Annotated in this window: 11 protein-coding genes; 5 read left to right on the top strand and 6 right to left on the bottom strand. The window is 53.9% G+C overall.

Annotated features, from left to right (window positions below):
• Positions 1 to 216: 216 nt before the first annotated feature.
• Positions 217 to 999, top strand: coding sequence for a hypothetical protein (locus tag ACFOWX_RS09210; protein WP_381423405.1), 783 nt, complete (start codon positions 217 to 219; stop codon positions 997 to 999).
• 148 nt (positions 1000 to 1147) lie between these two features.
• On the opposite strand, the gene ACFOWX_RS09205 is transcribed toward ACFOWX_RS09210, so the two are convergent.
• The 6 genes from ACFOWX_RS09205 to ACFOWX_RS09180 are packed head-to-tail and all read right to left on the bottom strand — an operon-like array spanning position 1148 to position 8494.
• Positions 1148 to 3730 carry a TonB-dependent receptor gene (locus ACFOWX_RS09205; RefSeq protein WP_381423403.1) on the bottom strand — a complete coding sequence of 861 codons (2583 nt, stop codon included), beginning with the start codon at positions 3728 to 3730 and terminating at the stop codon, positions 1148 to 1150.
• 47 nt (positions 3731 to 3777) lie between these two features.
• Positions 3778 to 5307, bottom strand: coding sequence for an AMP-binding protein (locus ACFOWX_RS09200; protein ID WP_381423401.1), 1530 nt, complete (start codon positions 5305 to 5307; stop codon positions 3778 to 3780).
• Complete coding sequence (locus tag ACFOWX_RS09195; RefSeq protein ID WP_381423399.1) at positions 5304 to 5909, bottom strand: histidine phosphatase family protein; 606 nt, start codon at positions 5907 to 5909, stop codon at positions 5304 to 5306. Before ACFOWX_RS09195 ends, ACFOWX_RS09200 begins: the two co-directional genes overlap by 4 nt.
• Position 5910: 1 nt before the next feature.
• Positions 5911 to 6669: an SDR family oxidoreductase gene (locus ACFOWX_RS09190; protein WP_381423397.1), complete on the bottom strand. Its 759-nt coding sequence runs from the start codon at positions 6667 to 6669 to the stop codon at positions 5911 to 5913.
• A complete protein-coding gene (locus ACFOWX_RS09185) occupies positions 6666 to 7832 on the bottom strand; it encodes a cytochrome P450 (protein WP_381423395.1) in 1167 nt (388 codons plus the stop codon). The genes ACFOWX_RS09190 and ACFOWX_RS09185 overlap by 4 nt, the downstream gene beginning before the upstream one ends.
• Positions 7829 to 8494, bottom strand: coding sequence for a TetR/AcrR family transcriptional regulator (locus ACFOWX_RS09180; RefSeq protein ID WP_381423393.1), 666 nt, complete (start codon positions 8492 to 8494; stop codon positions 7829 to 7831). The genes ACFOWX_RS09185 and ACFOWX_RS09180 overlap by 4 nt, the downstream gene beginning before the upstream one ends.
• 189 nt (positions 8495 to 8683) lie before the next feature.
• Between ACFOWX_RS09180 and ACFOWX_RS09175 the strand changes: the two genes are divergently transcribed.
• The 4 genes from ACFOWX_RS09175 to ACFOWX_RS09160 all read left to right on the top strand — a co-directional run bounded on the left by ACFOWX_RS09175 (position 8684) and on the right by ACFOWX_RS09160 (position 12742).
• Complete coding sequence (locus ACFOWX_RS09175) at positions 8684 to 9451, top strand: SDR family NAD(P)-dependent oxidoreductase (RefSeq protein WP_381423391.1); 768 nt, start codon at positions 8684 to 8686, stop codon at positions 9449 to 9451.
• Positions 9452 to 9463: 12 nt separating this feature from the next.
• The gene (locus ACFOWX_RS09170; protein WP_381423389.1) at positions 9464 to 10591 is read left to right on the top strand and encodes a phosphotransferase family protein; all 1128 of its coding nucleotides are present in this window, start codon (positions 9464 to 9466) and stop codon (positions 10589 to 10591) included.
• Positions 10588 to 11049 carry a hypothetical protein gene (locus ACFOWX_RS09165; RefSeq protein WP_381423387.1) on the top strand — a complete coding sequence of 154 codons (462 nt, stop codon included), beginning with the start codon at positions 10588 to 10590 and terminating at the stop codon, positions 11047 to 11049. Before ACFOWX_RS09170 ends, ACFOWX_RS09165 begins: the two co-directional genes overlap by 4 nt.
• Positions 11050 to 11227: 178 nt before the next feature.
• A complete protein-coding gene (locus tag ACFOWX_RS09160; RefSeq protein WP_381423386.1) occupies positions 11228 to 12742 on the top strand; it encodes a DUF4139 domain-containing protein in 1515 nt (504 codons plus the stop codon).
• Positions 12743 to 12748: the final 6 nt, after the last annotated feature.

The raw sequence follows: 12748 nt of genomic DNA, 5'->3' as shown, positions 1-12748 counted from the left end.
TCGGCTTTCTCGCGGGTTTTGCCGGGTCTCGGCTTGGGCTCATCCGGCTTTTGTTAACTTTTACCTTAACCTATTCTCTCGCCCTGTCCCATGTTGATACATTGGCGGCATGGCGGGGGGCATTGTTGCGACAAAGCGCCGCGTTAACCACTATTTAAGGTGGTATTATGCCCCGTCTCCCCGCACCTTGTGTCCATAAACACAGGAGCAAACGCGATGCGTGCCAGTAAAAATCCGATGAAAACCCTATTGATCAGCGCCGCCGCGCTGTCGATGCCCTTCGCGCTCGCCGCATGCGGTAGCAAAGACGGCAATGAAGAGGCCGTGGCGCAGCTGGATGAGAAGCTGGTGGGGCAGGGCAGCGATCCTGCGATGAACACCGCGCTCGACGACCGCATATTGGTCGATCCCAATTTAACCGATAGCGCCAATGTCACCACCGTCAGCGAGGCAGCACAGCCGCTGAACGGCGAACGCCCCGCCGATACCGGCGTTGAAGGCGCGGTCGCATCGGCGGCGGAGCTGGACGGCGGCAAGTTAATGCGGGCGCCCACGCCCACCGTGGTTGGCGCAGAAGATTGCCAAAGCTGCGGCGAAAATCGTGCTGTCACGCTGGGCGGCCTTGCCCGCGACCAAGAAATGCAGCGCGGCAAAGGCACCTGCGATGCCAAATTGCAATATGGCGCCGCATGGGCAAGCCGTATGCCCACCGAATTCCCCGTCTATCCGAAAGGCCGAGTGAAAGAAGCCGGCGGCGTTGACGGCGGCATTTGCGACATTCGCGTGGTCAGCTTCGTCACATCATCGGCGATGCAGGATGTCGTGGATTACTACTACACCCGTGCCAGGCGCAGCGGATTCACCGCCGAATATCAAATCCGCGCCGGTGAACATACGCTGGGCGGCGTGCGGGACAATGACGGCGGCGCCTATGTCGTCACCTTCAACAAAACAGCGGGCGGGACGGCGGTCGATATCGTCGCCAATAACGGCCGCTAGGCTTACCCCAATTATGGTGCCAGTTTACCAGGGTCCGGATCCTAGATTCATCAACCCGCAGGAAAGCTACAGTTGAGACATACAATTGTAAGCGGCCGCAGGAATGGGCGAGGATCAATTACTACTGATCACCCGCCCTATTCTTCAATCAAAAACGGAAAGTTGCCTCCACGCCGTAGGTGCGCGGTGCGCCTCTGGCGAAATAATCTTGATAAAAGGCATTTAGATTCAGACCATAGCCATAGTAGAATTTGTCGGTGAGATTTTTTCCCCATAGGCTGATGGACATGCTTTCATCAAAAGTATAGGTCGCCCTTGCATTGACTAGCACATAGCCTGGATTTCCGCAGGCAATTTCCGGCGTGGCCAGTAACACAAGCGATCCGGCCGCAGGCTGATCACAGGGATCTTGCCCGTAATTGCCGAAAGGATCGAAGAAATAGCGTCCGGTATATTGCACGTCGCCGCGTATCTGGAATTTATGCTTCCCGGTATCCAGCAACGTCAGGTCGACGCCCGCAGACGCTGTGAATTCGGGTGCGTTTGGAAAGCGGTTGCCATTGATGTTGAGCGTTAGGCTGGTGGGGTCCGTTGGATCAATATTGTTGCCCTTATATTTGGTGTTAAGGTAGCCGAGTGCGGCGTCAAACCGAAGAGTGTCGATTGCCTGAAATGCCAACTCTGCTTCCGCCCCGAACACCCGGCCATTGGCCGCCCGCAGAAATGACGTAGCGCCGATAATTTGGGCAATTTGCTGATTCTTATAATCATAGTAGAAGCCGGCAAGGTTTAGCTGCACCCGATTATCCAAAAAGCGCGATTTTAAACCAACTTCGAAAGCATCAACCTGTTCCGGCTCAAGGAAATATACCTGGCTGATATCCTGATAGGCAAGGCCGTTGTAAGTCCCGGACCGATAGCCGCGGCTATAGCTCGCATATGCCAACACATCTTCGGCCAGTTTGTAATCGACAACGATGCGGCCGGTGAATTCGCCCGAGCTTTCCTGTTCATTCACAGCGGGTAAGGCCGGGTCGAAGGGAAAACTGAAAGGCACTAGACTAGCCGCTGGAGTAACACCGTCGAGCGCAAATAGCGTAGTGCGCGCATCGCTATATTTCACTTTATCCCATGTGTAGCGCAGACCGAGCGTAATGGTGAGACTGTCGGTTGCTTCCCAAGCAGCCTCGCCGTAGATCGCGGTTGACGGCCGGGTTAGGGTAAATTGCTGGTCCGCCAAAATGGGCCCAAACGGCGGCGCACCAGCAGCGGCGCAGGCCGCCTGAAATGTTGTACCACCGGCGGTGTTGGTTGCGGCCACATCTGCATTGAAAGCAATCAAGCTGCGGGCATCAAAATACCCATTGGGATTTACGACAACCGGCGCGCAAAAGCCCGGACTGGCGGGCGTCAAGGTGGGGTCTAAAGCAAATGCGGGCAGGATGCTGAGCGAATTTCCGACCGCAATTGGAATATTGTTGAACCCTCCGGGCACGCCTGCACCCAGCAGCAGCGGCCGCAGAAACCCGAAGAAATCAGGTTCATTTTGCGTGTCGATACTGTCACGGCCATAATAAAATCCAGCAATCAGCTTGAACCTGTCGCCATCATACGCAAGGCGCAGATCTTGATTGAAATTCTCGCTCTGCGAATTGTAACGGATCGCGCAGATATCGATGGGCGAACCGTCACAATCGAACGGTGACAAGCGATATTCACCTTTATCATAGCCGGTGATCGAGGTGAAGGTGATGTCATCGGAAAGCTCTGCCTCAATCGTCAGGGACACACCGCGCGACGCAGTAAAATATTCACCCGCTGTGTCAGATTGAATTTCGTTTTCGCGCAGCACACGTCCGCCCAGCTCGGGACGGGGGTCGAAACGCGAATAGCCCGCCGCATTCGTGCGGCCTTGCAAATATCCAATGCCATATGGGATATCCTGACGCGGGTCGTTCTTGGCAAAATACCCCTTCATTGTAATATCGAGCCCATCGGCCGGTTGGAACCGGAAGGTCAAGCGGCCTGCATAGGAATCGCTGTTGGCATAGTCTTGGCCGTCCACAGGGTTGAAGGTGTAGCCATCACCTTTTGTGCGAGTAAACGCCGCGCGCAGGCCCGCTTTATCCTCTGCGAGAGTTAGTTCCAATGCGCCCTCGGCTCTGATGGTATTGTAGTTTCCATAGCCGAGCGTAGCGTAGCCCGTTGTCCCGGACAGGCTTGGCTTGCGAGTAATAAAATTGATCGCACCGCCTGTGGTGTTGCGGCCATAAAGTGTGCCTTGCGGTCCGCGCAGGACCTCAACGCGTTCTAGGTCATACAGCTGTTGTCCATGCGCCGCACGGAAACTTTGATACACCTCATCAACATACACGCCCACAGGAGAGGCCGTACTGGCGGAAAATTCATTCGCGACCGAAATACCGCGCAGCGAAAAGTTTGGCTGTGTATCGGAATAGGCGGATGTCACCTGTAAGTTGGGCAGGCTGCCCATCAGATCGCTGGTTTCAGAAATGCCTCGCTGGGCTAGGTCGTCTGCGGAAAATGCCGAAATCGCAGCTGGCACTTCCTGCAAATCTTCCGCACGCTTCTGCGCTGTAACGACGATTACGCTCAGACCTTCCTCATTATTTTCGCTCGCCGCTTCCTGAGCAAAGGCAGTTGCAGGAACAACGACACATGCTGCGCTGAGCAAAAGCCGGGTTAAAATATTCGATCCTATTTTTTTCATGACTAATTTCCTTCCTATTTTCAACTCTCTCTGACTTATTCATAAACTCACATTGCGGGCTGCTTTCCGTCTGATTTTGGAACCGCAAGCCAATGGTGGATATCCGCAAAGCGTTCCTTCAACGCTTGTTTGGCGATCTTCCCCGTTTCGCTTCGTCCCACTGCATCAAAGCGAATAAAACGCGGTAATTTATGGGCGGAAATTCGTGCCCTTGCATCACCAACTATGTGCTGTGCTAAACTGGCGCCTTCGCCCGCAGAATTGGTTTCAATTATCGCTGCAACGGCTTCGCCCAGATCGGTATCGGGAATGCCGAATACAGCGCAGTCCGCGACGGCAGGATGCGCCATAAGCGCGGCCTCCACTTCAGAAGGATAAATATTGACGCCGCCCGATATAACGGTGAAGTTTTTGCGATCGGTGAGGAAGAGATATCCATCTGCATCAACATATCCGATGTCCCCCATTGTGGCCCAGCCTTGCGCGTTATGCGCCAACAGGGTCTTCGCCGTGTCACCATGATAGGAAAGGCGGGCCTTACCTTCGAAATACACATTGCCTATTTCTCCCGGACCCACTTCGGCGCCGGTATCGTCAACTATGTGAACTTTGCATCCATGGGGTCGCCCGACGCTTCCCGGGCGTTCAAGCCATTCAGGTGAATTGATATGAGTAAAGCCAACGCTCTCGGTTCCTGAGTAATATTCGTGAAGTATAGGCCCCCACCATGTAATCATGTCTCGTTTTACAGCGGGCGGACATGGCGCGCCGGCGTGGATAGCTACCTGATGGCTTGTTAAGCGTTGCTTGTCGCGGACATCGCTGGGCAAAGCCAGTAGGCGGCTGAACATCGTCGGCACCCATTGGCTATGGGTAATATGTTCTTGGTCAATGATGGACAAAGTGGCTTCGGCATCAAAACGCTGCATCGCCACAATCTTTGCACCGCATCGCAGAAGGTTCATCGCAAAGCGCAGCGGTGCCGCATGATACAGCGGCGCGGGTGAGAGAAATATGGTGTCCTGCGAAAATCCAAACAGTTTCTCACCGCGCTCTACCCGCCGGCTATCGCTGCCCAACGGCTCGAAAGAAAGCTGCCTGCGCACCCCTTTGGGTTTGCCGGTCGTGCCGGAGGTATAGAGCATATCGCCGCCTTCAACGGCGGGCGGAGCAGCATAATTACCAAACTGCTCTTCGATCCCGTCAAGGGGCAGTGTCAACAGATCGAGGCCTGCAGCTGCTTCCTCACTAACTTTGATAAACGCACCATCAACTACTAATGCTTTCGCCCCGCTATCTGATAGAATATAGCGTATTTCGCTCGCTGTCAGCCGCGTAGGAATGGGTAGATAATAGAGCCCTGATCGCTGCGCGGCCCAAGCAGCCCCCAAAAATTCGGCGCGATTGGAAATGAGCAGGGCAAGCACATCGCCTTGCTTAAATCCGTTATGAAACAGCAAAGCTGCCAACGCGGCGCTCCAGTTATTCAGCTTGCTATAGGTCCAGCGTTGCTCGCCAAACACCAATGCCTCTCGGTCGGGTGCCTGCGCTGCGATGGTGCCGGGATGCAGGCTCACAGCTTTTCCTTCGCCAGATGGTCGGACAGATGAGCGGTTTCATTGATGCTGACGACGGTTAACTTGTCGAGCGCGCTTCCCGTCAATCGCGTGATCGAACAATAATCGGGGACGAAGTTGGCAATCCCGTCCAGCCCTAGTGCATGGGTCAACAGAATGTTGATTGGAAATCCATGGGTGAAAATCGCCAGCGTCTTTCGCCTTTGATTTTGGAAGAGGCTGGCAAATCCCGCGAGTGTTTCTTGAATAAATTGCTGTTCATCAACATCGAAATAGCCAAGCGGATCGCGTAGAAAATTCTGCCATTCATGCTCGCCTTGGGCGCGTATACTTTCGACATTGGCATAACGGCCACCATAGCGGTCAATTTCGCCCAGCGCGGTCAGGCTGGCCATTTCTGCACTCAAAAGTTTCGCCAAAGGCGCGGCGGTGTCGCGCGCCCGGTCCATGCCGGAATGGATTACAGCGTCAATACCCTCATGGCGCAGATATTGGGCGGTATAATCTGCTTGCTGCCTGCCGATATCGGATAGTGGCGGATTGGCAAGAGTGGCAGCGCCATTCGTTTCGGGTTTTCCGTGACGGACCAAGATCAACCGCATATCAGTCCCCGCCCCGGACTGGTCCTAGGCGCTTTGCATGATATCCGCCGTCAACTTTCAGATCGGTTCCATTTACCCAGCTGGCCGCATCCGAAAGCAGAAAGGCAACCGATGCAGCAATTTCATCCGGGCGGCCATGTCGTCCCGCAATGCGGGCGGCAGCAGCAATCTTCTCGGTACCAATAGACGCTTCAAAGTCGGCGAGGATCGGGGTTTCGACAGGTCCCGGGCTAACCGTATTTATCCGAATATGTTTATCTGAAAGCTCAAAGGTCTGAAGCGTTGCCCACCGATTTAGCAGCGCCTTTGACAGCTCATAGGCAGCCTTGCCGTCTCTGTTCTGACATGCCGCAGCCAATTGATCCGGCGCGAATGACAGCATACGGTCCAATTCTTCAGCCGAGGCATCGCATCGCAGCGCCGTAATGCTGGACACCGCGACAATCGCTGCGCCTTTCCGCAATTTGGGGAGCAGCGCTTCGGTCAACAGCCGAGGCGCATGGATGTTTACGGCCAAGATTGTTGCAATGGGGGCGGTGCCCGGAACACCGGCAACCAGCGCCAGCCCAGCGAGCGGCGCGTCTAATTTTTCCACCGTTGCTGCAATCGCGGCGGCATCGGTGAGGTCACATACAAGGTCGCAGCCTTCGCCCTGCTGCCGGTCCAGACCAATCGGAATATCACCTGCTGCTTTTACCTGCCGGTAAAGCGCAAGGCCGATACCGCTTGCTGCGCCCGTTATGACGATGCGGCGGCTCATGAAAAGCGCACCATCATTTTTGTCCAGCCAGTGAACCAGTTAGACGGCAGGCGCTCGGGCGCTTCACAAAGCTCAATTTGCTGAACCTGCCGCGCTAGAGCTTCAAAAAACAGCTTAGTTTCAAACCGGGCTAGATGGGTACCCAAACAAAAATGCGCGCCGATGCCAAAGCCCATATGCGGGTTGGGGCTGCGGTCCAATACCAGCTTATCCGGGTCAGCAAATACGGCTTCATCCCGGTTGGCGCTTGCAAACCAGAGCACTAGTTTGTCGCCTTTACAGATTTTCTGGCCGGCAAGCTCGGTGTCTTGCGATGCTGTGCGCCGCATATGTGTAACAGGTGAGACAAACCGGCACATTTCTTCAATCGCAGAAGGGATCAGGCCCGGCGTATCGCGCAATTTCGGCCAGTCATCTTGCCGCACAAGCTGGGCAAGCCCGCCGGTCATCAGGAACCGGGTCGTTTCATTACCCGCGACGGTCAACAGCATGAAATAGGCGTCAAGCATCTGCTGCTCGAGCGGCGCGTCATTCAGCTTGGCCTGTACCAGCAGGCTGGCGATATCATCGGCATTCGCATTGCGTTTCTGGTCGGCCAGACCTCGGAAATACTCAAATAAATGCGCGCGTGCTTCTGCCTGCTCTTCATTGGTGGCGCGCACATCGGACATCAGATTTGCCCAATCGACAAGCAACGGCGCCTCATCATCAGGAACACCTAGCATGGCGGCAATGACCAGCATTGGCAGGCGAATGGCGATTTTTTCAACATAGTCAGAAACTTCGCCTCGTGGCACGTCCGCCAAAAGCGCATCAACGATATCGGCAAACTGTTCCGACCTTTTTTCAACCGCGCTGCGCGATAATCCAGGCATGACGATGGCGCGCAATTTGCCGTGTATTGGAAGGTCGCTGTTATGCACGCTGGGCGCACCGTGACCTTCGGCCCGCCTGTTTTTAATTTGCGTTCCTTCACCGGAAATGAATATCGTATGCTGGCGCGCAGCTTGCTCCACGTCACAATAACGCACCGCTGACCAGAAACCCGCCCCGTCTGGTTCCGGATTAAAATACAGCCCAGAGGAACCGCGCAATTCGCGAAAAAGATCGTGTTCAGCGGACGCTGTAAATGCTGCAAGGTCGAGAAGATTGACCGCACTCATTCGGCGCCGCCAAATATAGTCCGGTACCAGATCAGGCCGCAGCTTTTACCAAGCCGCTCAACAAAGGCATCGTCAGGATCTTCTGCTGCAAGTCCTATTTGGACATAGGCAAGCTGTTCAGTAAGCGCGCTTAGCCCTTCGGCGACCATTTCGGTATCGGGTATCGCAGCGATATCGCCGCTTTGTATCAACTGGTCGAGAAGCCGCTGGGTCCTCAGTGTGAAACGCCCGCGTATCTTCAACCACATTTCGCGAAAGCCGCTATCTTCGTTACGCGCGGCCGCTTCACGAGCTACACGCAAAAGAAGCCGGTTTTCTCGATATTCCCGGAAAAATAGGATGTTTCGTTTTTCGAGCAATTCGAGGGTTATGCCTCGTTTATCGCCGTCCGCTGAACCAGCTGCTTTGCCCGATGTATGCCGTAATCCGTCATTCAGCCGTTCCAAAACGGCGAGCAAAATGGCGTCTTTATCGGCGAAATGGCGGTAGAAAAGGCCATGACTGATTCCTGCTTTTTTGACGATGTCGGAAATACGGGCAGCATCGTAGCCCAACTTGCCGAAGATCACGGCCGCCGCGGCCAATAGCTTTTCTCTTGTCGCCTTGCCCTTGCGAGTAGGCGGCAGATGGTCCTCTACCACATTGGCGATCAACTGATCCATCAACTCTCCCTTTTCCAAGCCGGCCCCTGTCCACGCTCAGGCCAGCGTCCCGTTTACCCTACAAAAGGACTTGCTCTTATAGTGCATTTTTGCAAAAGTGATGTCAATGTCACTTTTTAATCGTTTCATTAAATCGGTAATAAATTGTGATACTATTATGAAAAGCAGTCTTTTTTTGAGGAGAGAGAGATGGGCAGACTAGCGAATAAGACAGCTATTATTACAGGTGCTACCGGCGGAATCGGATCGGCAACGGCGGCAAAATTCCTGGCGGACGGCGCAAATGTAATGCTTGCCGGACGCGATTTGGCCCGGCTTCAGGCCACAAAAGAAAAGCTAGGCGGCGGCGATATGATCGCTTGCTGCGCTGGACAGCCCGCAGAGGAAAAAGACGTCGAAGCGTTAATCAAAGCGACCGTCGCCGCCTTTGGCGGTGTCGATATTATGGTCGCCAACGCAGGCAGCGAGGGCAAGGTTTGCCCGCTCACCCTGACCAGCGTTGAGGATTTCGATGCTGTGCAGATTGCGAATATTCGAGGCACATTTTTGGCTATCAAACACGGTGCATTGGCGATGATGGAAAAAGGCGGCTCGATCATTGCGATGTCATCGGTAACGGGAACTGTCGGCGTTGCGGGAATTGGTCCATATACAGCCAGCAAGCATGGCATTGTGGGTTTAGTAAAAGCAGCAGCAGCAGAGCTGGCGGCTGCACATATCCGGGTAAATGCCGTTGCTCCCGCACCGATTGATAATGCGATGATGGCGTCCATTGAGGGGCAGGCATCTCCCGATGATCCATCTGCTGCGCGTGCCGGTTTTTCCGCGCTTATTCCAATGGGCCGATATGGAACCAATGAAGAAGTGGCCAATATTGTTACCTTCTTAGCCAGCGATGAAGCCAGCTTCTGCACCGGCGGTAACTATCCCGTCGATGGCGGCTTCTTAGCATTGTGAAGGGGTTGCAAAATGATTGACACCGAACCGTATCTCGCCGCGTTGCTTGAAAAACGGAAACAGCGGCGAACAATGCCGCCGTATCTGCCGCAAAATGACGCGGGTGTGGCCGCAATGTTGCAAGACTTTTTTTCCAAAGAGCGTCCGGGTGCAAGCGTCAGTGATGTCGCGCGCATGGGCGGCGGTGCATCTAAGGAGCAATTTGTTTTTACGCTCTCCGGCTCCGATGGCGAAGCCGAAAAATTCGTGCTGCGGATGGACCCATTGGAAGGCATAACGGAAACCAGCCGGGCGCGCGAATATGAGATTTTGATGGCGTTCCAAGGTGTCGTTCCGGTTCCCAAACCAATATGGCTGGACGCCGATGGCGCTCATTTTGGGCAGCCCGCTGTCATCATGGAATTTGTTGGCGGCGTCACCAAACCGGCCAGTGACGGCGTTACCGTCACCGGCCTTGGCACTGTACTTGGCGATCCTTTGCGGGGCAAAATTCTCCCTCAATTTACCGCCATGCTGGCGAAGATACATAATTTTGATTGGCAATTGGCGCATCTGCCCAGCTTCACCGCTCCGCTAGCCGATCCGAAACAGCCGACTCGTTGGCTCATCAATTTCTGGAAAGAGCTATTGGAGCAGGATGCGATAACAAAGGAGCCCGCCTTGCGGCTAGCCACACAGTGGTTGGAAGATAATATTCCCGACTGTCCGAAGGTCGGCGTGGTTCACGGCGACTACCGAACCGGCAATTATCTTTTCGACGAAGCCAGCGGTGAAATTACCGCCATGCTTGATTGGGAAATGTGCTATCTTGGCGATTATCACGATGATCTTGCATGGTTGTTGCAGCCCGTTTTCGGGAGCAAAATCGATGGTATTTTCCGCGCCAGTGATCTGTTGCCGCCCCGTGAGATGATCGCCGCCTATGAGGCCGCGAGCGGTAACATAGTGAACCCCAAATCTTTGCATTATTTTACCGTCTTTAATGCATGGAAAAGCTACATTCTTGTCGCCGCATTAGGAATGAGATCGGCGCGCCACGCACATAATCATCAGGATGTTTTGCTCACGCTGCTCGCAGGAACGGGACCGCTTTTCGTGCATGATCTGGCCCGGCTTTTGCAAATGGAGGAAAGTCAATGAACCCCTCAATCAACGACCGCCTCAGCAGCGTATTGCGCGCATTGGAAACTGTCATTCTGCCTGCGCTACCTGCGTCTGCCAGCCTTGCACAAGAGCAAGTGATGATGGCCATGGGACAGCTTCAAATCATTCAGGGCACATTGGATCATGTTCCGGCCTATGAAGCAGAGGAGCTGGCCGATATCACCGCAATGGGAGAGGCCATACTTGCTGCGGGCTGCCCTGCTGATGCTGCGCAGCTATTGCGTGCCGCTCTTGGTAATCCGGAAGGGCATCCGCGCGAGCAAACGGAAGCCATCAAATCCGCAATCGACGTGGTGCTGAATGCTATAAAAAACGATCGCGACGCCCATGCTGTAATAGCGTCCGTGATACTTCCGCTAGCTGAAAAACGGGCGATGAAAGACCGGGAATGGTTCAAGATTATGGGCTTCGACATTGAATTAAGCGCAGGCTGACGCCCCAGCGGTCTGCGTGTTCGATGGCTGGCGATAAGTGGAGCGGCGTTTAAGTGCCAGGCAAGTCGTAACGGAGGATGATAATTTCAGAAGACCCATTTTTTCGGTTTGTTTAGGCGCTCTTAAGTAATAGCATCTAAAAATTCAGTAAGAGTATTACGTGAAAAAGGGGGTTAGTATGGGGAAGCATATTTTTTTGTTGCCGGTTTTGATGGCGTCGCCTGCTGCGGCGCAGGTTGTTACCGATCAAACAGCTTCTCCCGCGCAAGGTGACGTGAGCGTCACCATCTATTCGGAAATGGCGTTGGTTGAGGATGTGAGAAATGTGTCGCTGCCCGCCGGGACAAGTCGTCAGGAATTTCCCGATGTGTCGGCCTCGATCCGGCCGGAAACCGTTACCCTGACCGGCGATGGAATCGAGATTGCCGAACAGAATTTTGATTACGACCTGCTATCCCCCGAAAAGCTGATGCAGAAAGCGGAAGGGCAATCGATCACCATCATTCGGAAAGACCCCGTCACTGGTGTTACCGAACCGGAACAGGTTAAGGTGCTGGCCGTCAACGGCGGCGTCGTTATTGAATCAGGTGGTAAGGTTGAGGTGCTGCGTGATGATGGAACGCCGACTCGCGTTATCTTTGACCGTATCCCCCCAAATCTGCGCGCACGGCCAACATTGTCGGTTACGCTTGATTCCGCCAAGTCAGGCACTCGTCCGTTGACCCTGTCTTATCTGAGCAGTGGGCTGGGATGGAAAGCCGATTATGTTGGGCTGTTCGATGAAGCCAAAAATAGCATGGATTTGCAGGGTTGGGTAACGTTGACCAATAGCAGTGGCACTGCTTATCGTGATGCAAAGCTGACACTGGCTGCGGGCGACGTTCTGAAACTCAGCCAGGGTAACCGGTATCGCCGCTACGGCTATGGCTATGGCAATAACAACAATGCCGACAGCTACAACCGTTCAGCGGGTAACGAGGCGAGCGACGAAGAAAAAGTCGGTGATCTTTACCTCTATAATATCGATGGCCGTACCACCATTTCTACTAATCAGAAAAAGCAAGTCAGCTTTCTCGATGTGGCCGGTGTCAGCGCGCAACGTGGTTACCGATTTGAATGCTATTGGGGCTGCCGTCATGAAGAACCCGTGAGCGCGGTTAGCGTGTTAAAATTTAACACCGGCAAGAAAGGCGGACTGGGCAATGCTCTACCTGCAGGCGTCGTGCGCGTATATATGCGCGATGATAAAGGCAAAGCGCGCTTTGTCGGAGAGAGCAATATCGATCACACCCCGACCGGTTCTGACATGGAAATGGCAACCGGCTATGCTTTTGATGTAAAAATATTCCCAATATTGGAGAAGCGGGAAAAAATTCCATGGAAGCGATGGGAAGACACCGTTGAATATCGCATTTACACCGCTGGCGGATTGGCAACAGTACGATCCACTCAGATTACATCGACGTCAACATTCTGGGAAAATACGATCCGCTATAATATTACCAATGCCCGTTCAGTGCCTGTGACTGTCGACATTTGGCAAAATGAGTTGCGAGGATGGTACGAAGAAACTCGGATTACCGACGAGAGTATCAAGGGCGTTCAGGTTGATGCTGACCGGCGCAAATGGCAGGTTCCCGTTCCTGCAAATGGTAAGACCGATCTGGTCGTCACCTTTTTGACGACTTATTGAGGAAAA

The organism is Sphingorhabdus arenilitoris, assembly GCF_042651485.1.
GTDB classification, from domain to species: domain Bacteria; phylum Pseudomonadota; class Alphaproteobacteria; order Sphingomonadales; family Sphingomonadaceae; genus Sphingorhabdus_B; species Sphingorhabdus_B arenilitoris.
Note: the sequence above shows the minus strand (reverse complement) of the source record. Positions and strands in the feature narration are given on the sequence as shown.